We start from the raw sequence: 22,323 nt of genomic DNA on the forward strand, positions 1-22,323 counted from the left end.
TGACTGCTTAATATCCATTCGCAAGGCCTCCATCTGCCCCGCGAAATTCACAACATCCCCGATCCGCACAAGGCCGGGTTCTGTCGACGTTTACGCCCATGTCGTATCCAGAAAAGTCCGAGCCGTAAGTCAAACCGTTCAGCGGCGAGGTATAAGGCCAGGTCGTGCCGCCGGTGCCGTTCGTGAAGCCGCCTGCAATTGTGTAGCGTCCGGCGCCGAAGACCGCGGAACCGGCAATCCTGAGGCTGCCGTTGATGTAATGATTGCGCGTGCGGCCGAAAGCGATGCGGCTGCCGCCCGCGGTATCGATGTCGCCATTGGCGCTGAAGGTCCCGTCACCCATGAGGTAAATGGCGCTGCCCGAAAGCTTGATGGCCGCATTGCCGCTGCCCGGTCCGATCAGGTAATTGCCGTTGCCAACGGCAAGTTCGCTGCCGCCGGCAATGAAGATCCCCGCAACCGCGGTGAAATCGCCGTCACCCATCTTGGCCGAACCGCCTCCTCCCAGATTGAACCCGCCGAAGAAGTGGCTGCCATCTCCCATCAGCAACTTTTGACCGCCGCCCAGCGTGATGGTCTGGTTGATGATGACGGTGCCATTGCCCTTGCGGTTGGTGCCCTGCCATTTGACCTGGCCGCCGTTGCCGATCCACAAGGTGCCGTTGCCGATCGTCACGCCGCTGGAACCACTGTCGAAGCCGCCGTTGACGAAGATATCGGAGTCCCCGAAGTCCACGCTGGAGCCGCCGCCGATCGCCACGCCCTGCTGCACATAGATCCGTGAACCGCTTGCGAACCTGATCGCAAGGCCCCCGCCGGTCGTCAGCTTCTTGATGCAGTACGTCGCTGCCGGAAGATTGTAGCCAGACCCCGTCCAGTAGGCCTTCGCAGGGTGAGACGCGTTCGGGCTCCAGTCCAGGGCATAGTCCTTTGCCCCCGAGCAAACGGACGTATCGGGGTTCGAGAGGCCGGGAATGCTGGTATAGTTACCCAGTTCGCTGCGGGCATCGGCCAGATCCGCATTGTCGGCCCAGGGATCGACCAGTTCGGTCGCCTGGTTCTTGCGCTTGTCCGCAGGAGGAACGTTGCCGTTCCAGGAGGGGGCGCTGAAACTTCCGGCAAAACGCAAAGACTCGGCGGACAGCGTGCCATAGTCGACCACGATGTCGCCACTGCCGGAAATGATGTCATGCCCGCGGATCAACTGCCCCTTGTTCTGCACACTGCCGACGGCCGCGATCGAACAGTCCGGCGCATCGATCGAAGCGCCGCCGGTCACGGTGATCGCGTCGCTCGCGCTGGAGAGGGCAAGGAAGCAAGGCGGTGCATAAGGCGCCTGCGTCGTCAGGGACGCGAAGGACTGCGTCTGCACGCTGAAGCGATCCCCCATGCCCACGACTTTGGCGAGCGTATAGGGCGCCTGCGTAGTCACGGTCACGCGCACCGACTGGTCCCCTGCCGAGGGAAAATCGTCGTGCACCGTTGCCCGTACCGTCGCGCCGGCAATTCCGTTGGCGCGCACGATGTCCTTCGCAGTCGGTTCCAGCACGGCTTCGCTGGAATTCGCCTTGAAGGCCATGGCTGCGCCTAGCGCCGCCATATCCGCCGCCCGCTGGTTTGCCGCCTGCTGCTCGAGACCACGATTTATATCGAAGGCAAGCCCCGCAGCACCGAGCACGACGGGCAAGGAAAGGCCGGCGATAACGCCGACCCCACCACCCTTGTGGCGGAACAAACTCAGACTCAACTGGCTGAAAAAATGCGGAAAAATCTTCTGCATGCGACGCTGTTCGCACGCGGTTATTAACATACCGTTTATTCTAGAATTCGACTTTAATATGACAGGGCATATATCTTGGCATATACCATCGACGATGCACTGTGTGGCCCCGATCATGGCGTGGCAGCAATCGACGCTTGGATCGTACGGCCGCTCAGGAGGAGTGTGCCGTCCGACAGTTGTGCTGCATAAGAATTGCGGTCGCTCGTCCTCGTTACGAGCATTTCGCAAAACCATCATATAAGGCCGCTACGGGGCTCCCGGTGAACCAACCGAGGGGCCGGTGCGAGCAAATCTGGAATCTCTGCCGTCCGGCGGGCCGGCTTCGGAACAGGAAGATTGGGGCCATGTCCAAACAGGCCTCATCCGCTACCTGAGAGCGCGCGCCGTCCGGGCAGATGTCGCGGAAGATATCGCGCAGGAGACCTTAATCCGGCTTATATCGGTTAGCCGCAAGCAGGCCATCGCCAGCGTTTTTGCGCTGGGCTTCCGGATCGCCGACAATCTGCTTGTCGATCTATACAGGGCAGAACGACGGCTGACCGATGCCCCGGGGGACGACATGCGGAGCGAGGCCCCGTCGCTCGATCGCGTGCTTGATTCGCGCAGGGCCTATGCCGTGTTCCAGCAATGCCTGGACCGGATGCCGCCGCTGCGCCGCGAAGTGATCGTCCGACGCAGGATGCGGCAGGAAAGTTGCCGCGCCATCGGCGAAGCCCTGTCGCTGAGCATCAAGGCAGTCGAAAAACACATCACGCGCGGCCTTCTGGACTTGCGTCGCGCCATGGAAAAAGCGGGGATCGAACCCGCGGGGTGGGATGAGTGAGACCAAACGAGAGGGCCGAGATCGATGGCCAGGCCGCGACCTGGATCGAGCGGATGAACCGTCCGCTTCAGGACAGCGCAACCGCCGCTGCGTTCGATCGCTGGATCGCCGACGATCCGCGTCACGTGGAAAGCTACGCCCGCATGGCGGCGCTTTGGCAGTCGGAAGGACTGGAACGTGCATTGGCAGCCATTCCTTCCGACCTCGAAAGCCGTGCTCCACGTATCTGCGCTTCGGGTGAATTGAGCTATGGGCCGGTGTCTGAGCTCCCCCATTCACCGGGCCTGGCTTCAGGCAACAAGCGCCGGTTCTTCGGTGGACTGGCCGCCGCGCTGGTCGCTCTCGCCTTGTCCGTTCCGCTCGCTCTGGGTCTTCTCGCGCCGGAGACCCGCTACGCGACGTTGCGGGGACAGGACCGCATCGTCGCGCTGGCAGATGGCACCACGATCCACCTTGGCGGCGACTCGGAGTTGACCGCTCGCATCACGCCCTGGTCACGTACGGTCAGGATCAAGCGGGGCGAAGCCTACTTCGATGTTGCGCACGAACGGATTCGCCGCTTCACGGTCGATACCGGCAGTGCGCTGATTTCGGTCCTGGGCACTGCATTCGATGTCAACGTCATGGACGGAGGCAACCGGGAAGTGCGTGTCTATCGCGGGCTGGTGAGCGTCGAGATGGGCAGCGGCGAATGGCGACTTCCGGCCGGAAGCGGACTTGCCATATCGGGCACGCATGTCCGCAGCCTCGACGGCGTCGACGGGCAATACCCCGGCTGGATCGACGGTTGGATTGACGCACAGGACACTGCTCTTGCCCGTCTTGTCGATCAGCTCAACCGGACCTCGGGCAAACCTGTGGTTCTGGGCGATCGGGCGATGGGCGACTTGCGGGTTACCGGCCGATTCAGACTCGAGGCCCGCACCGAAGTACTCGACACTCTGGCGGCCATCTACGACCTGACCTGGCGTGAAGAAGAAAGCCGCATTATCCTGACCCGAAGCGAAAGCCCCTCCGATTAGAGCCATTGCAATTTTCAAAACACCGGACACGTAAACATGATTTTCGAATCCAGAAGAATACAACAAACAGTCATTGTCATAATTCGGACAGGTAAGTTTATTATTCTGTAATGCAATATATTTGTCGGGTTTGTTGATCTACGCCCGTCTTCCCCGTGTCTAGAATTTCACAGACAGGGGATTACATGTTTCGCGCAGTCAATTGCCGCGCCGGTGTATCGGCGCTGGCCCTTTCGCTTGCATCCTTGCCATTCTTCGCACCGCTGACGCCGGTTCACGCCGCCAGCGCCCGCACGTTCAATTTCGCCATTCCGGCGCAGGATCTGGCAAGTGCACTGCGCGACTACTCCCGGGTTACGGGCCTCCAGGTCGCCGCCTCTTCCGAGGTGCTTCGCGGCCGTCGCAGCTCCAGCGTCTCCGGCACCCTGACAGCGGACGCCGCGCTGGCGCAGATCGTCGAAGGGGCCGGCATAAAGACCCGACGTCAGGGCCGCACGATCATCGTTACTCCGCGCAAGGCTGCCATGGCACCGGCGGCACAGGCGAACCGCGTCCCTGAATCCGCGAGTGCCGCGGTCTCGTCACGGGTCCAGTCGCAAGGACCTGACGAGATCATCGTCACAGGCTATTTCGAGGCCGTACAGGAATCGCTCGAGAAGAAGCGCAAGTCGGACGTCGTTTCCGATACGGTCAGCGCCGACGACATGGGCAAGTTGCCCGCCAACAACGTTTCCGAGGCCCTCGCCCGCATGCCCGGCGTCAATGCCGTACGCAACGCGACGACGGGTGAAGGCGACCGGATCACCGTGCGCGGCCTTTCCACCGAGCTGAACAACTACTCGATCAACGGCGTGCGCCTCGGCGGTGCAGGCTCGCGCGACAATGTGTTCTACCGGGGCGTGCGCCTGTCGGTCCTGCCCCCGGACGGCATCAAGGAAATCACGGTCTACAAGAGCCTGACGCCCGACCGTGACGGCGATGCGCTGGGTGGCTCCGTCGACATTTCGACTCCCACCGCATTCGACCAGAAGCCCACCTACTTTCGCCTCTCGGCCGAAGGCGGGATGCTCGACAAGTTCGACCACCGCAAGTCGGCGCAGGTATCGGCTGCCGCTTCGCGGCAGTTCAGCGACAGCTTCGGCGTTTTCGTTTCGGCAAGCTGGAGCCGCCGCAAGTCGCAGTTCGAACGGAACGGCGTCGACGGCGACAACCAGCCCGACACCTGGTACGCCGACAGCGAAACCCTGGGATGGGACCCCAATCGCTTCGTGCTGCGCGGCATGAACCTGGGCTTCGGTGAAACCGACGTCGAACGCTACGGCATCAATTCCAGCATCGACTTCCGCTCGGACAACCACGACCTCCATCTTCGCGGGCAGTACAACAAGTACCGCAAGAAGGAATTTCTCAACCGCCTGAACTTTCGCAATGACACCAGCCGCAACTCGGCCCGCCTCTCGCAGGTCGACAAGAACGACACCGGCCTGCTGCAACCCGACGACAATGTCGTCGGCTATGACGGGAAGCTCGGCCGGATCTACGGCTACAGCCTCGATCAGATCGTCGACCGCGATAAGGACGGCATCATCACCGACGCCGATCGCTCTGCGCGCTCCACCTACAGCCTCGTAGGCGGCTCAGGCACTTGGGATCCCCAGGGGTTCCGCCTGCGACGCTTCTGGGAAGGTTCGAACGAGACGGGCAGCCTCGCATCGGCCAACATCGGCGGTGTCTCGCGACTGGGCGCCGTGACGGCTGACTACGACCTTTCTTACTCGCAGTCCGAGGACAATCTCGACGACGGCTACGAACTGGAATTCCGCAGCGACAAGTACGGTTGGCTCGGCAACAAGGGCGTGCTGTTCTCGGCTGCGGAGGATTCGCGCTTTCCCAAGTGGATCCTGAACAGCGCGGGTCTGGCCGGGGTGCAGGACCCTTCGCAATACGGCTTCAGCGGTCTGGAAGGCGATGTCGGCGGCTCCAACGAGAAACTCTGGCAGGGTCAGTTCAACCTGGAATGGAAGCCGGGCGGCACCTTGCTGGATACCGTGAAAGCCGGCGCCAAGTACTACAACTCGCGCCGCCGCACTTACAAGGGATCCTTCCTGGACCTCAATGCCGATGGCACGCTCGCCGATTTCTCGCGTCTCTACGGCAAGGAGATCACCAACCTGTTCGATGGGGCCTATTCCGGGGACTACCGCCTTGGCACCACGCTCGACAACAAGGCGATGATGGAGGAGCTGCAGCGCGCAAAGGCTGGCAAAAGCACTCTGTTTGACGGCTTCGCAGTCGATCCTTCGCAAGCCAAGATTTCGGATGAGGACAGCTTCCGCTTCAATGAACGCGTGATCTCCGCCTACCTGATGGGCACGGCCCGTTTCGGCCATGCCCAAGTCATTACCGGCCTGCGCATGGAGAACACGCGCAACACCATCAATGCGTGGAACATCGATCCGGTAGCCGGCGCACGTTACACCCGCGATCGCACGAGCTTCACCAACTGGCTGCCATCGGTTCACGTCAATTACGACTTGGACGATCGCACCAAGCTGCGCGGCGCGGTCTGGACCAGCTTTGCCCGGCCCGACATCGCCCGAATGAGCTCGGCACGTGAATATGCCTATGACCGCGATCCGGACGGCGATGGTGTCCAGAACCCGACCAGCGAATGGATCCTGACGGGCATCGAGATGGGCAATCCCAATCTCAAGCCGCTGCGCTCCACCAACGTCGACATGTCGCTGGAACACTACGCCGGCAAAACGGGGGCCTATTCGGTCGCCCTGTTCTACAAGCAGATAGAGAACTTCCTGTTCCGCTCTTCCTCCAGCAATATCCGCCACGGCACTGCCGGGCTGAACGTCAATCCCGAAGGCGTCGCGATCACGATGCCCAACAACGGCAAGTGGGCAGAGGTCTATGGCGTCGAGATCAGCGGACAACAGCTCCTGCACTGGCTTCCGGGCGCATTCGGATCGCTTGGCATTGGCGGCAACCTGACGCTCCAGCGTTCGAAGGCCGCGACCGGCCTGTCCTGGCATCCGGACGGGTACACCCTGCCGCTGATGGAGACGCCCCAGACCATCGCCAACCTGCAGATCTTCTGGGAACGCGACGGCTGGGAAGTCTACGGCGCCTGGAACTATCAGTCGAAGTTCCTCGCGGGGATAAACGACTTCGGCAACGATCCCTACGAGCAGGCGTACAGCTTCGTCGACCTGACCTTCCGCAAGAGCTTTCTCGAGAAATCCTCGATCCAGCTCCAGGTGCAGAACCTCTTCGATTCGCATACGTACTGGCAGACCGTGTCGACGAGCGACGGGGCCAGCCGCGCCTACATCAAGAACGGCCGCTCGATCTCGCTCGGCTTCAACCTCATCTTCTGAACGAGCCCCGAAAGACCATGAAAAGCAAGACACGCGCTCTGCTCGCCACTGTCCTGCTCGGTACCTGCGCTGCCCCGGTGGCGGCGCAGGATACCGGGCGACCCGTACTCGCTGAGGCCACAGTCGCGCCTGAACGCATCATCCTCAACCTCACCGCCGATACCGCGCACGAGATGGCCGTTACCTGGCGCAGCGCTCCGGGACATGCGGGCAAGGTCCAGTACGCCAGGGCAACGGTCGGTCCCGACTTCACGAAGTCCGCCCTGACGATCGAAGCCGTCACCGACGATGCCACGATCGCGGTGGAAGAAGATCCTGCCTTCCGCGCAGCCTATCACTCCGCAGTACTCCGGGAACTAGAGCCGGACACCGTCTACGCCTACCGCGTCGGCGATGGCGCGCGATGGTCGGAATGGTTCCAGTTCCGCACCGCTTCCGAAGAAGCCCGCCCGTTCCGGTTCATCTATCTGGGGGACATGCAGAACGACGTTCTCTCGCAGGCATCCCGGACCTTGCGCATGGCCTTCCGTACGGCCGGCGATGCGGCCTTCACCATCCACGCCGGCGACCTCATCAATCATCACAATGCAGACCGCGAATGGGGCGAATGGTTCGCTGCCGGGGGCTTCCTCTACGCGCAGACCCCGCAGATGCCGACGCCCGGAAACCACGAATACGGCAAGGACGAGGCCGCCCGCGCCGGCTCATCGGTGACAAGCCAATGGCGCCGCCAGTTCACGCTTCCCGAAAACGGCCCGAACGGTGTGCCCGAGGCCAGGGAAACGCACTGGTACACCGACTATCAGGGACTGCGCCTGATCTCGGTCGATTCCCCGCAGCTTGTCCGCAATACCGAGGCCCGCGCATCGACCATTGCCTGGCTCGACCGCCTCCTGGCCAAGAATCCGAACCGCTGGACAGTCATCTTCCTGCACTTCCCGCTTTTCTCTAGCGATCCCGACCGGGATAACCCGGAAGTGCGTTCCGCACTCAAGCCCCTGATCGACAAATATAAGGTCGACCTTGTGCTGCAGGGCCACGATCACGGCTATGCGCGCGGGGCGATCGATCAAGACGGCCCGGCACCCGACGACGCCGGAGCGACTTACGTCGTGTCCGTGGCCGGTCCCAAGATGTACGAAGTGGCCGATCTCCCCTGGGCCCGCAAGACGGCCGCGCGAACCCAGGCCTTCCAGGTCATTTCCGTCGACGGCGGGACACTGACCTATCGCGCCTATGCTGCGAACGGCGATCCTCTCGATGCAGTGACCCTGAGCAAGCCTTGACCATAACCGCCATGCCGGATGAACCGTCCGGCATGGCGAATGCCTGACCCGCCGACGCTAGGCCGACCGTCGCGTCGTCTCGCGTTCGATCAGGCTGGGAGCCATGACCAGCGAGGCGATGTCCCCTCCGGCGATGGCTGACTGCAGACGCTGGACGATCTCCCTTGCGCCGCCGGAGATGTCCTGACGGATAGTGGTCAACGGGGGCATGGTCTGCGTGGCCAGTGGCAGGTCGTCATAGCCTATGACCTGAACGTCCGAGGGGACCTGCTTGCCCTGTCCGTGAAGGATCTTGAGGGCGGTCATGGCGATGAGGTCCGACGCTGCAACGATGCCATCGAAGCGCTCGCCCTGCTGCGTCAGCAGACCTTCCAGTTCGCCGGTCATGAGTTCGAACGACATGTGGCAGGGCAGGTGAAGCAGCGAAGCCCCGACCTGCTCCGCAACGTCCCTGACACCTGCAAAACGCTCGGCGATTTCAACGCCGGTCGTCTCGCCCAGAAAGGCCAGGCGTTTCGACCCGCCCGCCAACAGGCGCCGCGCTGCGAGCGCTCCGCCTGCGCGGTTGTCCGTGCCCACCGCGCAGTGGCGCTGGCCTACGTGGTAACTCCCCCATGCGACGAGTGGGCGATAGGTCGCCGCGACCCGCTCGATCGTCTCGAACTGGTCGGACTGGCCGATCAGGATGACGCCATCGACCATGCCAGAACCACAGATGCGATCCAGCCAGTCGGGCTTCTCCTCCGGTATCGCGCGCTCGAGCACGATGCTGTAGCCACGCTCGGTGATCTCGTCGGCAAGATGTCCGAGCAGGGTCATGAAGAAGGGATCGGAGATGTGCTGGCTGCGTTCATGCCCCAGCGGGATCACCACCCCGATCATGCCCGTGCGTTTCGATCGCAGCTTGCTGGCGATCTGGTTGAGCTGGAAGCCGTGCTCGCTGGCAAGGGCCAGGATGCGCTCGCGCGTGCGCTTGCTGACAAGCTCCGAGCCTGCCAGCGCGCGCGAGACGGTGCCCGCGGTCACTCCCGCGATCCTGCCGAGATCCGCAAGGGTCTTTACCTTCGCGGTTTCGGCGCCGTCGTTCTCGACCTGCTTGTCCTCGGGCGTGTTACCTGGGTCCATTGCCGGGGGCATAGGCTGTCCAGGCCCCCGATGGGAACGAAAAATCATCCTGCACCCTGTGCCGGAGGGATGACCTTCGCGGCATCACCCGGACGCGGCAGGCGGATGCGCAATGTCGCGATCGCCCCCAGCAGCATCAGCCCGCCGGAAAGATAGAGCGTGTTGCGCGGGTCGCTGCCCAGGAGGGGACCGTAGAGCAGCGGCATCGTCAGGCTTTCGATCAGCATGGGAATTACGATGAACATGTTGAAGATGCCCATGTAGATGCCGGTGCGTTCAGGCGGGATAGAGCCTGCCAGCATGATGTAGGTGTTGCCCATCATGCCCGCCCAGCCAAAACCGATGCCGATCATCGCAGCGAAGAGGAACTGGGTGCTCTCGATGCCGGGAATGGCAAGCATCGCGGCCCCCGAGGCGGTCAGGCAAACCGCGTGAACCGCGCGCGCGCCGAAGCGACGAACCAGCGGGATGAGGGCAATCGCGGCGAGGAAGGCGACGCAATTGTAGAAGGCTCCGGCCTGCTGCGCAGTCAATGTGGCATCGCGAAAACCCACCGAAGAGGCATCGTGGGTTCCGTAGATCCCACGGGCGACGGCAAAGACGATGAACTGCCAGTAGGTGAACATCGCGTACCACTGGCACAGCATCGCCAACGCGAGCTGGCGCATCGGGGCCGGCATCTCGCGGATGGCATCGCCGATCTCGCGCAAGGTGGCGCCCACCGTCAGGGGACTGGCGTCGAGCTTGGCGCGTTCCGCCGGGCCAAGCGGCAGTTCGCGCACTCTCAGGATCGACCACAGGATGGTCGAGATCGAGAGGACCGCGCCGATCACGAAGGCGATCCGCACGATGACGGGAATGCCATTGGGATCGAGGAGGTTGCGGTCGATCACCGCTGCCAGGAGCGACGGGGCAAGGTAGGACAGTGTCTGGGCAAGGCCGGTAAAGGCGCTCTGTGTCATGAATCCCACCGAGTGCTGCTCGCTCGCAAGTCGGTCGGCCACGTAGGCGCGGTAAGGCTCCATGGTGATGTTGTTGCCCGCATCGAGGAGCCATAGTAGCGAAGCGGCCATCCACAGCGCCGAGGAAAAGGGCATCAGGAACAGGCATGCCGAACAGATCAGCGCCCCGACCAGAAAATAGGGCGTTCGTCGCCCCAGGCGCGAATGCGTACGGTCGCTCATAGCGCCGACGATCGGCTGGATGACAAGCCCGGTGACCGGGCCCGCAAGCCACAGCAGCGGCATCGTCGCCTCGTTTGCGCCAAGATAGCCGTAGATCGGCCCCATGTTCGCCTGCTGCAGCCCGAAGCTGAACTGCAGGCCGAAGAAGCCCAGATTCATCTCGACGATTCGAATCAGGGAAAGCCTTGGTTTTTGGGACTCGATCATGCCCGCCATCCTCTCTTCAGCCGCGCTTTTCGCGCTGGCCCTGGCGCCCTGATACCCCCTGCCCCGGAAAAATTCAATCGATTGCATAAATATCTTGCAATCGATTGAATCGAGCGTATGACAAGCTGACACAAACACAATGAAATGGGATGAGGATCGATGAAGTTTCGCACACTGCTTGCGGTGAGTGTAGCCGCAGTCGCGGTTTTACCCGCCACCCTCCATGCGCAGGACACCACCCCCGCCGAGGACCCTCAGGACGCCCTCGGGCTTGACGAGATCATCGTCACGGCTTCGGCACGACCCACCAATCGGCTGGAAAGCTCGATCTCGGTCAGCGCGCTCGACGAGAGCGCGATCGCCGACGCGGCGCCGCGCACCACTGCGGAAATCTTCCGCCAGATCCCCGGCATCCGCTCCGAATCCACCGGCGGTGACGGCAATGCCAACATCGCCGTGCGCGGCCTGCCCGTCGCCTCGGGCGGTGCCAAGTTCCTGCAGTTGCAGGAAGACGGCATGCCCGTCATGCAGTTCGGCGACATCGCCTTCGGCAATGCCGACATCTTCCTGCGCGCCGACCAGACGATCGCCTCCATCCAGGCGGTGCGCGGCGGCTCGGCCTCGACACTCGCCTCCAACTCACCGGGCGGCGTGATCAACTTCATCTCGAAGGACGGCAAGGAAGATGGCGGCGTGGTCATGGCCACGATCGGCCTCGACTACGAGGACTACCGGCTCGACTTCGACTACGGTGGCCACCTGGGCGAGAAGACGCGCTTCAACATCGGCGGCTTCTGGCGCCAGGGCGAAGGTCCGCGCGATGCGGGCTACACCGGCAACAAGGGCTACCAGATCAAGGCCAACCTGACGCAGGAGTTCGACAGCGGCTACGTGCGCGTCTACCTCAAGCGCCTAGACGATCGCGCGATCGGCTACCTGCCGATGCCGACCCTGGTGACCGGCACCAATGCCGACCCGCACTTCGGCTCGCTTCCCGGCTTCGACATCAAGTCGCAGACGCCGCACTCGAAGTACTTCACCAGCGACATCGGCCTCGACGGCAACAACGCGCTCCACACCACGGACATCAAGGACGGCATGCACCCGGTGGTGACCTCGGTCGGCCTCGAGGCAGTGTTCGACGTGGCCGACGGCCTCAAGCTCGAAGAACGTTTCCGGTACTCGGATGTGCACGGCCGCTTCGTCTCTCCCTTCCCCGCCGAAGTCGGTGCGGGTCAGGGGATCGCGAACTCGGTCGGCGAACTCCTGACGGGCGCTGCCGGCACTTACGGCATGGTCTATGCCAACGGCCCCAGCGCCGGACAGGCGGTGGCGGGCAATGCGCTGCTCATGCGCACCCACCTCTTCAACGTCGACATCAACGACTTCTCGAGCTTCACCAACGACCTCAAGCTGACCAAGGACTTCGGTCCGGCCTCGATCACCGCCGGCTACTACAAGGCCCGCCAGAACATCGACATGGACTGGGTCTGGAATTCCTACCTGATGGCAGTCGATGGGCACAATGCCGCGCTCATCGACGTCACCGACGGCTCGGGCAGCGTCCTGACCCGCGGCGGACTTTATGCCTACGGCGTGCCCTTCTGGGGCAACTGCTGCCAGCGCAGCTACGACGTGCGTTACGACATCGACGCACCCTACCTGGCCGGCACTCTGGAGACCGGCGGCCTCACCATCGACGCAAGCCTGCGCTACGACCACGTCAAGGCGCGCGGCAACTATGCCGGAACGCTCCAGGCCACGAACTACGACGTCAACGGCGACGGAACGATCCAGCCGGTCGAGCGCAGCGTCTCGCTGATCGACAACGGCAACACGAGCCCGGTCCGCTATTCGGTCGGCTACTGGTCCTGGTCGATCGGTGCGAACTACATGTTCACCCCGGATCTTGCGGCCTTCGCCCGCGTCAGCCGTGGCGGACGCGCCAATGCCGACCGCCTGCTGTTCGGCGTGGTCCAGCCCGACGGTTCGGTGCGCAAGCAGGACGCCGTCGACTTCGTCGATCAGTACGAACTGGGTGTGAAGTATCGCTCGGGACCGTTCGGCCTCTTCGTCACCGGCTTCCACGCCAAGACGCAGGAGCAGAACTTCGAGGCGACCACGCAGCGCTTCCTCGACCGCACCTACAAGGCCACAGGCGTCGAGATCGAGGCAGCCTACCGCTCGGGCATCCTGGACCTGCGGGCAGGCGCCACCTACACCGACGCCAAGATCGCCAAGGATGCCATCACGCCCGCAAACGAAGGCAACACCCCGCGCCGCCAGGCCAAGCTGATCTACCAGATCACGCCCGCCGTGGACTTCGACGTGGTTCGTGCCGGTCTGAACATCGTGGGCACTACCAAGGCCTATGCCCAGGACAGCAACGAACTGGTCTTCCCTGCCTACGCGCAGGTCAATGCCTTCGTTAATTTCCGCCCGATCGACAAGGTCGAGGTCTCTCTCAACGCGAACAACCTTTTCAACGTGACGGGCATCACCGAAGCGGAGGAAGGGTCCATCACTCCGGGCGTGGACAACTACGTCAGGGCAAGGTCGATCAACGGGCGCACTATCTCCGCCTCGCTGCGCTACGAGTTCTGACCTTGAAACCAGCGGAGATGGCCGGACACTCCTCCTATGTCCGGCCATCTCCGCGCCCCTATCCCTTCTGCCACGATGCCGCGTAAGGAAACCGAACGCATGAACACCAGTCCGACCAAGACGGATGACGCGAAGCTGTCCTGGACGGCCGGTAACCTTGCAACTCTTGACCTTGCCGCCTGCACCTGCGCACCCGTTCTCGGCCCCGCCGACGTGGGCCGCGTTGCAGATGACATCGACGTCTGGGATGCCTGGCCGCTTGCCGACGCGAGTGGCGCGCCGGTGCCATGGCACGGCGGCGAGCTGTGGTTCGCCCTCACCGCGCCCATGGCCGACGACCCCGAAAGCCGCCACGCCCTGGCCCGCATCCATCACTTCTTCCGCGAGGGTGACAGCTTCCGGCACCTCGGCCAGACCCTTCCCGAAGGCTTCTCCCCCGGCAGCCGCGAATGGTCGGGTGCGGCGCGGCTCGAAGGCGCACAGGTAGCCCTCTACTTCACAGCCGCCGGCGAGCGCGGCGAGAGCCACCTCACCTTTCGCCAGCGCCTGTTCATGACCCGCTGCACCCTGACCGAGAACCAGAACGCCCCTTTCGGTCCGTGGTCTGCTCCGCGCGAAATCGTCGAACCGGCAGGCCCCTACATGGCCGCCCAGGAAAGCGAGGGCCGGATCGGCGAAATCAAGGCCTTCCGCGATCCGTTCCCCTGGCGCGCGCCGGACGGCACCGAGTACGTCCTTTTTACCGGCTCGGCCGCAGCCGCGCCCCGTGCCTTCAACGGACTTGTCGGACTGGCGCGCATGGACGAGGCCAGCGGCAGCTACCTTCCGCTGGCTCCACTGGTCGATGCGACCGACACCAACAACGAACTTGAACGTCCGCACATCGTCGAACATGCGGGCCGTCTCTATCTGTTCTGGTCAACGCAGGCCAAGGTCTTCGCCCCCGGCATTACCGCACCGACCGGCCTTTACGGCGCGACCGCAGAACGCATCGAAGGCCCCTGGCACCTTCTCAACGGCCACGGCCTCGTCTTCGCCAATCCTCCCAGCGAACCCTTTCAGGCCTACAGCTGGTGGGTGCTGCCCGATCTTTCCGTCACCAGCTTCGTGGACTACTGGGGCGTGGACGATGCCTCGGCTACGGAAAAGCCGGAAGGGCGCACCCGTTTCGGCGGCACTTTCGCTCCCTTCCTGAGGCTTTCGCTCTCCGGCGAGCGCGCTTCGCTGACATGACGCAGGGTTCCCCTCCACGCCTTGCCGGCATCGAACTGGGCGGCACAAAGACTATCGTCACGCTGGGCGATGGCACCCGCATCCTCGAGAGCCATGCCCTGCCCACCGCCACCCCGGATGAAACCCTGGAGGCAGCCCTTGCCCAGCTCGCGGCATGGCAGGCGGCGTCCCCGCTCGCTGCCATCGGGATCGCCAGTTTCGGCCCCATCCGGGTAACGCCCGATGCGGCAGATTACGGCACCATCCTCAGGACCCCTAAGCCCGGTTGGAGCAACACCGGCGTGCTCGAATGGGTGCACGCCCGCTTCGCCTGCCCCATCGGCGTCGATACCGACGTCAATGCCGCAGCGCTTGCCGAGCATGCCTTCGGAGCGGGACAAGGCTGTTCCAGCCTCGTCTACATCACGATCGGGACCGGTCTCGGGGCAGGAATTGTGGTCGATGGCCGACCGGTGCACGGCTTGCTCCATCCCGAGCTCGGCCACATCCGCACCCGCCGCGCACCAGGCGCAACCTTTGCCGGCACCTGCCCCTTTCATGGCGACTGCATCGAAGGTCTCATCAGCGGCCCCGCGCTCGAGGCCCGCCTGCCGGCGCATCCGGGCAAGCTCGATCCCGCCTCGCCCGCTTGGGACGAAGTCGTGCATGACCTGGCCGAACTCCTGTCTACGCTGGTCCTATCCCTGTCCCCGCAGCGCATCATCATCGGCGGCGGCGTCGCCACGCGCCAGCCGCACCTCGTCGAGCGGGCCCGAACCCGCTTACCCGCGATCCTCGCCGGCTACCTGCCAGACCTGGACCATGCCGCCATCGAGCGCATGATCTGCCTCCCGGCGCTCGGCGCCAATGCCGGTCCGGTTGGCTCACTGCTGCTGGCGCATAAGGCCCTGATCTCCGACAAGATTTGACCAGGCCTTAAGACGGCCTGGAAACATGCCCTCGCCAGCGGCGCATTTTCGCCGGTGTGCACGCCGATGCGACGGGCCAGCCTTCGACAGGGCAGGAGAGCACACGCGCGCCGCTTCTCCCGACACGCAAGCGTGAGGCAATCGTCGCCGGAGGGACAGGACCAAGCCGATCCTCTCGGACCCCGCGGCACGTTGGCCGCAAGATTGCGTACCATCGCACCGGCCGGGCGCGTGACACTCACCGCATCGGCGGCAACGTGGCGCTCCAGAACCTCGGGACGGTCCTGAATAACGCGCAGTCGATACCCCGAGCGCCTGTAACAGTTCTGAACCCGTAAAAACGTGCCTGACAAAGGGGACAGAGCTAGCCCGAAGCAACCCTGCGGACATCGCAAGCCACCTTCAACCATGAAGGTTCGCCCTGCGCTCCAGCCAGGTAATAGAGGTAATTCGGAGACTCACATGAAGATTTCGAGAAGCAGCCTGCTTGGTCTCGGCGCAGCTTTGTCGCTCATCGGCGTGCCCGCAACCGCACACCATTCGTTCGCGATGTTCGACCAGACCAAGCTGATCGAGATGAACGGAACGGTGGCGAAGTTCCAGTGGGCCAATCCCCATACATTCGTCATCGTCAAGGACGCCAAGGGTACGGTTTTCACACTGGAATGCAGCAGCCCGAACCTCATGACCCACCAGGGCTGGAAGGCCAACACGCTCGCGGCCGGCGACAAGGTACACCTGACGTTCTACCCACTTCGGAATGGCAAGACGGGAGGCATGCTCAAGGAAATCACTCTTCCTACCGGAGCGACCCTGAGGGGCTGGTAATTGCCAAGGCAGCCGCCCCTGAAGAACAGGGCGGCGATGGATGGAATGGTTTAACCTGGGCGATTGCGCATCGAAGGCTGAAGCGAATGCGCCATTCCCCTTCTCACCGGACCGCAAGATGTCGAGCGTCGCCTTGCCGTACCGATCGTCAAACCGGTCGATGGCTGCAAGGCGTGGCAAAATGCGTGGAGTCAATCTATGTACAGGAAATCAGGGTTCAAAGTTCTGGCAGCAGTGCTGTTGGCACCTCTCGTGCCGTTGCACGCACAGGCAGCTCCGCACCGGGGCGTGGCGACAACCGACCTGAACGGGATCTGGGAGAGGTATCCCGACCCCTTCGCCGACGACGCGAGCGTCTTCCAGGACCTGCAGCCGCCCGAAGGCGGGCCCGACCTGAAGGAGCCTTATGCAAGCGAGTGGAAGGCCCAGCGCGAAAAGCGGGCGGCAATGCTGGCTGCCGGCACGCCCCTGGTCGATAGCAGCACGCTATGCCTTCCGGAGGGGATGCCTACGATCATGGGCGCGATTTTTGCCATCCAGATACTCCAGCTCCCCGAACAGGTGACGGTCCTGGGAGAATTCCTGAGTCAGACGCGCCGCATCTACATCGATGATGAAATGCCGCCTGCGGATGAACTGCCGCCAAGCTACTACGGCTATTCCGTCGGCCATTGGCAAGATGGTGCCTTGTTGGTGGAAACGCGCGGTGTGTCCCAGGATGTGCGCTTTTTCGAGATCCCTCACAGCGCCGACATGGTTATCAGGGAAAAGATATATCGGGTCTCGAAGAACCAGATCGCGGACGAAATCGTGATCGAAGATCCGCAATACCTGAACACGCCCTACCGCTTCACGTTCGGCTACAAGCGCAATGACGAGCACCGGATCATGGAGTACTATTGCGATCAGACGAATGATGTCATCGGCAGTGACGGCACTGTGTCGATGCGGGTCGATCAATAGGCAGTCGCCCCGCAAACGTCACCGGTCCGGTCCCCGTCTAGTCGCCTTTGCGTTCGCTGGCGTAAAGATGAGGGGCCGCCTGACCAGCGCTGTTGCGCCAATCCGCGCACTCCCCACCGATGTCACGCGATAGAGGGCTTCAAACGCGTCAGCATTGTCAGTTTCTTGCGCAAGTTGGGTAAGCGCCCGGGCATCGCCGGCCAGGTCAGCCATCGCCACGACCGCATTGTCGCTTGTGCCTCCCACAACAAGCGTGCGCCCCCCGGCCCGTGCGGGCAAGACCGCAAGATAACCCAGGTCCTTCCGCTCGGAACCGTCCGTAAATGCCAAGTCCGCGGCATAGTGCTTGCCGCTCGCCCGGTCGATGAAACGCCCGGATGCCGTGTCGATCCGAAAGCCCGATGAATTGGCAAGCCTGTAACTTAACATGCCCATCGCCTGCAGCCGGCCAATATAGAGCAGCGTCCCGCTTTCCAGCGCCTCTTCGCTCAATCTCGATGCGGGCAAGACGGTGGGAGGCTTCTCATTCGTCAGGCCCATGATTGTGCGATTCACCTTCCACAGCGCCGATGCAGTGCCTGTTGGCATGTAGTGCAAGTCAAAATCGTAATAGCGATAGTAATCTTCCGGATGATCGATCGTATAGCTGCTCAGGTCCTTACGCGACCTGATCGTGTCGTCGATGATCAGTTTGCTGGCATCTTTTTCGTCTTCGGATTCGATGAAGGCGTAATTGTCTCCCAGCACTACCGTGGTCTCCGCTCCAGCTTTTGCAACGGGCCTCCAGAATGTCGTCCTGGCAAGAGGAGCAGCGGGTTGCATGGTCTTCGCGACAAGCAGAACCGCGCACAGGATCAGTTCCGCCGCGGCCAGGCTTCCCAGGACGATCGCCCACCTTCCTCCTCGGAACCGCCATTTGCGCTGCCAGGGCAAGCGAATGGAATCGACGGGCCGCTCTTCCTGCTTGCTGAGGAGGATGCGATAGGCGCCCTTGCCCAGTTCAAGCCTGTAACCTGAAGTTCCCGCGTAATGTTTGTCCATCTTCTGGCGCAAGCGATGGATGTGGACGCGCACGACGGAATCGAACGAGGGGTCGAAATCCGGCCCTTTGCCGAACACAGCGACCGCGATCTCGATTTCCTTCGGCGAACGCTGTTCATCCGAGGCCGCTACCAGATAATCGAACACGCGCAGATAGATGGTTGAACGATTCCGCGCCAACACCTCACGGAACTCTTGGACCTCGGCCTCGAACAACGCGCTTTCGGCAAGGCTGGATGGATCCGAAAGGTGCTGCGACGCCACGCCTGGCCAAACTCCGTAAAGTGCGATCGGCCTATGTTAATGCTGGCTCGCGAATGGAACGGCCATCACGCGCAACATTCTTCCAGGGACTTCCTTGCTTCCGATCACGTGTGCAATTGGGGTCAACCCAACTGTCATAATGGCGCTTTGTAACGGTTGCAAATTGTTTACATAACAAGTTTGAAGCCGGTTATCGCTACACATAGTTGCATATATTTGACAGTTTTCCCGCCATCCAGACGCCGCAGATTGCAAGGGGAAAGCCCCCTTCCAATGCAGTGTTCGAGAAAACAAGAGTCGGGAAAGTTCGGGGAAATCATGTCAAATCTGAAGATGCACAAACGCGCCGCGAGCCGGCAGATCGCAAAACAGGCAATCGTGGCGGCCCTGCTGAGCACGTCCACGATTGCCCATGCCCAGAATGCCACCTCAGGCGATGCCGAGGCGACAGGGGAGGCCGAGGTAGGCGGTGAAATCCTCGTCACTGCGACGCGGCAGACCCAGGCGTTAAGCCGCGTTCCCATCAGCATCGTTGCCAAGGATCAGGAAGCTCTCGACAAGCAGGGCATTCGCTCGATGTCGGACATCGCCCGGCTTACGCCGGGATTAACGTTCGGCCAGACCGCGCTCTATTTCGGAACAGGCCAGTCGGTCATTTCGATCCGCGGCGTCCAGTCGGACTCCGGCATCCCGACCACCGGCATCTACATAGACGATACGCCTATCCAGACCCGCACCGGGATCAGTCCCTCGCTGACCAACCCTTATCCCGAAGTGTTCGATCTCGATCGGGTAGAGGTGCTGCGCGGGCCGCAGGGGACGCTTTTTGGAAGCGGTTCGGTCGGCGGTGCCGTCCGGTTCATTACTCCCAAACCCTCGCTCGACAGCCTGAGCCTTTATGGTCGCAGCGAGATCGCGGGCACCCAGCACGGTGCGATGAGCTATGAAGGCGGTGTCGGACTGGGAGCGCCGATCGTGGAAGGCAAACTCGGCTTTCGCGCCAGCGCCTGGTATCGGCACGACGGTGGCTATGTCGACCGGCTCGACCGATATTCGAAGCAACTGATCGACAAGGATATCGATAGCAAGGACAGCTTCTCCACCCGTGTGGCGCTCGGCTGGCAGGCGACTGAAAATCTCACCCTCACCCCGTCGGTGTTCTATCAGAATGTGAAATTCGACGACAGTTCGCGCTTCGAACTGGCGCAGTCCGACATCGCTCACGCCAATTACCGGACCAGCCTTTCGCGCATTCCGGAAAACCGCAAGGATCGCTTCGTCCTTCCCGCCCTGAAAGCGGAGCTGGAACTGGATGGGATGAGCCTGGTCTCCAACACCTCTTATTTCAAGCGCAAGACCAGCACCCGGAGCGATGACGTAACACTGAGCCTGGGAATCTTCGGCAGCTATCCCGGAGGCGATTTCCCGGCCGGCTTCGAAAATTACCAGTCTGGCACGAACTCCTCGGCGAAGCAGCGCATCTTCAGCCAGGAAGTGCGGCTGCAGAACGACAATCCAGGCGATCGCTTCAACTGGGTCGCCGGCCTGTTCTACATGAACGGCACGACGCGCGAGACCTTCGGCAGTGTCGATCCCGATCTGCTTGACGTCGTCAATTTCGGGCAGACCGAAGTCTTCGGAGACGATCCGTTCCCGACCATGACCGACGCCTTTGGCACCGAACTCTATCGTGACATCTACAGTGTCTATCAGAAGGTAGGCCACAAGGACCGGCAGATCGCGGCCTTCGCACAGGCTGACTTCGAAATCGTGCCACGGTTGCGGCTGACGGCAGGCCTGCGCTACACCGATGCCAAGTACGACTTCAGCAGCTTCATTGCCGGCCCGCTCTATTCGACCGACGGGATCAACGACAGGATCAGCGCCCACAGCAAGTCGCTGACACCCAAGTTCGGGGTTACTTTCCAGGCAGACCGGAACAACATGTTCTATGCCAATGCGGCCAAGGGCGTGCGCGGAAGCGGTGTCGCATCTGCGGTGGGTGCAGCCTGCGCCGCCGATGCCGCCGCGATCGGCTTCGATCCGAACACGCCCAACATCGTCGATCCGGACAGCATCTGGAGCTATGAGATCGGCAGCAAGAACCGGCTCGCCGGTGGGCGTTTGCAGCTCGATATTTCCGCCTATCGGGTCGACTGGAAAAACGTGCAGACGCTGTTCACACTGCCGGCCTGCCAGCTCTACACCACGCTCAATCTGGGGAATGCCAAGATTGACGGCGTAGACTTCGCCCTGTCGGCCAAGCCCACCGACAACCTTACCCTGGGTGTTTCGGCGTCCTATATCAATGCGCGTTACACCACCTCGGTGATCGGTCCGGAAGATAGTGTCATCCGCAAGGCCGGCGAGCCCTTCCCGGTCGTCCCATGGTCGCTGCAGCTCAATGGTGAATACGTGCTGCCGATCGACAGGGTGGACGGCTATGTCCGCGCCGACTTCACCTACACGAGCCACGACGACACGCCGCTGGATGTCAATTCGCCGCTGGTCGATCCGGATCTTCCGCGTGCGCCTGCAACAACCATGCTCAACATGCGGGTCGGAGCAAGGTTCGACGACGTCGATGTGAGCCTGTTCATGAACAATGTCACGAACAGCCACCCCGTGCAGAGCCTGACGCACGATACAGTCGGCAATCTCTGGTATCGCGGCAGCTCCTTCCGTCCTCGGACCGTGGGCCTCACTGTGACAATGCATCGTTGAGGCAGAGGGAAATGGCCCAAAGAGCAATGACGCGCTCGAGGAAATCGGCGACTCTGGCACTTGCAGCGGCACTGTTCGGTGCCGTTTCCCCTGCCGTCATGGCAGCGGATGCCAATTTCGAAGGCGTTTGGAACCGATATCCGGCCTATGCGGATACATTTTCGGGTGAACCTGACCCGCCCGAACTGCAACTGGTCGAACCGCCGCTGAAGGAGCCATATCTCACCCGATGGCGCGCATTGCAGGAACGGCGCGCCGCTGCCGACGAAGCTGGCACGCCATTGGTCACCGACAGCGCCCGTTGTCTGCCGGAAGGCGCGCCGGGCATCATGGGGGCACATTACGCGCTGCAGATCTTGCAGAACCCGAATCTGGATCAGATCACCGTGCTGGGTGAGTTCATGATGCAGACCCGGCGCATCTATCTGAATGAAGACATGCCCCCTCTGGACGAGATCAATCCGGGGTACTTCGGCTATTCCACAGGGACATGGGATGGCGATGTCCTTGAAGTGACCACGCGCGGCATAGTCGACGAACTTCGCTATGCGGACATCCCCCATTCTGCGCAGATGACAGTCAAGGAACGTTTGTACCTGGACGAAAAAGGCATCCTGCACGACGACGTGACGGTCATCGACCCGGAGTACATGACCAAGCCGTACGAGTTCAGCTTCATGTACAGCAAAGAACCGAAATCCTACAAAATTGCCGAATATGTCTGCAAGAATGATCACATGATCATCAATGATGACGGCACGCTCGATGTGGCAGTCATCAAGAACGATCCCGGCGAATGATACTGCCGCAAACCTGCCGAACACTGGGAGCACTCTGAAATGAAACGCAAGGCGCCTGGCTCGGACTGGTTGAAGCGCGGTGCCTCTGCCCCGCACGGTTGCCGGAAGATCCTGTCGGCGATTTTGGCCTGCGCCGCGA

General features: G+C 62.1%; 15 protein-coding genes. 11 read left to right on the plus strand and 4 right to left on the minus strand.

Annotated elements, in window-relative coordinates; translation table 11 throughout:
• Positions 1-7: 7 nt before the first annotated feature.
• Positions 8-1,747, minus strand: a complete 1,740-nt coding sequence (locus B5483_RS21735) for a pilus assembly protein TadG-related protein (RefSeq protein WP_245829532.1) — start codon at positions 1,745-1,747, stop codon at positions 8-10.
• Positions 1,748-2,063: 316 nt separating this feature from the next.
• Here B5483_RS21735 and B5483_RS21740 point away from each other — a divergent pair, with 316 nt between their 5' ends.
• The 4 genes from B5483_RS21740 to B5483_RS21755 all read left to right on the plus strand — a co-directional run bounded on the left by B5483_RS21740 (position 2,064) and on the right by B5483_RS21755 (position 8,303).
• A complete protein-coding gene (locus B5483_RS21740; protein WP_079732000.1) occupies positions 2,064-2,606 on the plus strand; it encodes an RNA polymerase sigma factor in 543 nt (180 codons plus the stop codon).
• Positions 2,603-3,628: a FecR family protein gene (locus tag B5483_RS21745; protein WP_079732001.1), complete on the plus strand. Its 1,026-nt coding sequence runs from the start codon at positions 2,603-2,605 to the stop codon at positions 3,626-3,628. Before B5483_RS21740 ends, B5483_RS21745 begins: the two co-directional genes overlap by 4 nt.
• A 185-nt stretch (positions 3,629-3,813) precedes the next feature.
• The gene (locus B5483_RS21750) at positions 3,814-7,017 is read left to right on the plus strand and encodes a TonB-dependent receptor (protein WP_079732002.1); all 3,204 of its coding nucleotides are present in this window, start codon (positions 3,814-3,816) and stop codon (positions 7,015-7,017) included.
• Positions 7,018-7,034: 17 nt separating this feature from the next.
• Positions 7,035-8,303, plus strand: coding sequence for a purple acid phosphatase family protein (locus B5483_RS21755; protein WP_079732003.1), 1,269 nt, complete (start codon positions 7,035-7,037; stop codon positions 8,301-8,303).
• A gap of 57 nt (positions 8,304-8,360) precedes the next feature.
• On the opposite strand, the gene B5483_RS21760 is transcribed toward B5483_RS21755, so the two are convergent.
• Together B5483_RS21760 and B5483_RS21765 are read right to left on the minus strand one after the other, a co-directional pair.
• Positions 8,361-9,428, minus strand: a complete 1,068-nt coding sequence (locus B5483_RS21760) for a LacI family DNA-binding transcriptional regulator (protein WP_079732004.1) — start codon at positions 9,426-9,428, stop codon at positions 8,361-8,363.
• 44 nt (positions 9,429-9,472) lie between these two features.
• Entirely contained in the window at positions 9,473-10,819 is a 1,347-nt protein-coding gene (locus B5483_RS21765; RefSeq protein ID WP_079732016.1) for an MFS transporter, read from the minus strand.
• A 159-nt stretch (positions 10,820-10,978) separates the two neighbouring features.
• Between B5483_RS21765 and B5483_RS21770 the strand changes: the two genes are divergently transcribed.
• The 5 genes from B5483_RS21770 to B5483_RS21790 all read left to right on the plus strand — a co-directional run bounded on the left by B5483_RS21770 (position 10,979) and on the right by B5483_RS21790 (position 17,355).
• On the plus strand, positions 10,979-13,423 hold the full coding sequence (locus tag B5483_RS21770) for a TonB-dependent siderophore receptor (protein ID WP_054945882.1): 2,445 nt from the start codon (positions 10,979-10,981) through the stop codon (positions 13,421-13,423).
• A gap of 99 nt (positions 13,424-13,522) precedes the next feature.
• The gene (locus B5483_RS21775) at positions 13,523-14,656 is read left to right on the plus strand and encodes a glycoside hydrolase family 68 protein (protein WP_079732017.1); all 1,134 of its coding nucleotides are present in this window, start codon (positions 13,523-13,525) and stop codon (positions 14,654-14,656) included.
• Positions 14,653-15,564, plus strand: coding sequence for an ROK family protein (locus B5483_RS21780; protein ID WP_079732005.1), 912 nt, complete (start codon positions 14,653-14,655; stop codon positions 15,562-15,564). The genes B5483_RS21775 and B5483_RS21780 overlap by 4 nt, the downstream gene beginning before the upstream one ends.
• A 462-nt stretch (positions 15,565-16,026) precedes the next feature.
• Complete coding sequence (locus B5483_RS21785) at positions 16,027-16,392, plus strand: DUF6152 family protein (protein ID WP_079732006.1); 366 nt, start codon at positions 16,027-16,029, stop codon at positions 16,390-16,392.
• A 198-nt stretch (positions 16,393-16,590) separates the two neighbouring features.
• Positions 16,591-17,355: a hypothetical protein gene (locus B5483_RS21790; RefSeq protein ID WP_079732007.1), complete on the plus strand. Its 765-nt coding sequence runs from the start codon at positions 16,591-16,593 to the stop codon at positions 17,353-17,355.
• Between the two features lie 18 nt (positions 17,356-17,373).
• Here the strand turns inward: B5483_RS21790 and B5483_RS21795 are convergent, their stop codons facing one another.
• Positions 17,374-18,660, minus strand: coding sequence for a helix-turn-helix domain-containing protein (locus tag B5483_RS21795; RefSeq protein WP_054945878.1), 1,287 nt, complete (start codon positions 18,658-18,660; stop codon positions 17,374-17,376).
• Positions 18,661-18,978: 318 nt separating this feature from the next.
• On the opposite strand from B5483_RS21795, the gene B5483_RS21800 reads away from it, so the two are divergent.
• The gene (locus B5483_RS21800; protein WP_176168168.1) at positions 18,979-21,384 is read left to right on the plus strand and encodes a TonB-dependent receptor; all 2,406 of its coding nucleotides are present in this window, start codon (positions 18,979-18,981) and stop codon (positions 21,382-21,384) included.
• 26 nt (positions 21,385-21,410) lie between these two features.
• Positions 21,411-22,184, plus strand: a complete 774-nt coding sequence (locus B5483_RS21805; RefSeq protein ID WP_054945876.1) for a hypothetical protein — start codon at positions 21,411-21,413, stop codon at positions 22,182-22,184.
• Positions 22,185-22,323: the final 139 nt, after the last annotated feature.

The organism is Novosphingobium mathurense (assembly GCF_900168325.1).
Classification (GTDB): domain Bacteria; phylum Pseudomonadota; class Alphaproteobacteria; order Sphingomonadales; family Sphingomonadaceae; genus Novosphingobium; species Novosphingobium mathurense.

Excerpts from the sequence above, each read along its gene's own strand:
- B5483_RS21790 (WP_079732007.1), top strand. The coding sequence starts at position 16,591 with ATGTACAGGAAATCAGGGTTCAAAGTTCTGGCAGCAGTGCTGTTGGCA.
- B5483_RS21750 (WP_079732002.1), top strand. The coding sequence starts at position 3,814 with ATGTTTCGCGCAGTCAATTGCCGCGCCGGTGTATCGGCGCTGGCCCTT.
- B5483_RS21765 (WP_079732016.1), bottom strand. The coding sequence starts at position 10,819 with ATGATCGAGTCCCAAAAACCAAGGCTTTCCCTGATTCGAATCGTCGAG.
- B5483_RS21755 (WP_079732003.1), top strand. The coding sequence starts at position 7,035 with ATGAAAAGCAAGACACGCGCTCTGCTCGCCACTGTCCTGCTCGGTACC.
- B5483_RS21780 (WP_079732005.1), top strand. The coding sequence starts at position 14,653 with ATGACGCAGGGTTCCCCTCCACGCCTTGCCGGCATCGAACTGGGCGGC.
- B5483_RS21760 (WP_079732004.1), bottom strand. The coding sequence starts at position 9,428 with ATGGACCCAGGTAACACGCCCGAGGACAAGCAGGTCGAGAACGACGGC.
- B5483_RS21805 (WP_054945876.1), top strand. The coding sequence starts at position 21,411 with ATGACGCGCTCGAGGAAATCGGCGACTCTGGCACTTGCAGCGGCACTG.
- B5483_RS21770 (WP_054945882.1), top strand. The coding sequence starts at position 10,979 with ATGAAGTTTCGCACACTGCTTGCGGTGAGTGTAGCCGCAGTCGCGGTT.
- B5483_RS21775 (WP_079732017.1), top strand. The coding sequence starts at position 13,523 with ATGAACACCAGTCCGACCAAGACGGATGACGCGAAGCTGTCCTGGACG.
- B5483_RS21785 (WP_079732006.1), top strand. The coding sequence starts at position 16,027 with ATGAAGATTTCGAGAAGCAGCCTGCTTGGTCTCGGCGCAGCTTTGTCG.
- B5483_RS21800 (WP_176168168.1), top strand. The coding sequence starts at position 18,979 with ATGTCAAATCTGAAGATGCACAAACGCGCCGCGAGCCGGCAGATCGCA.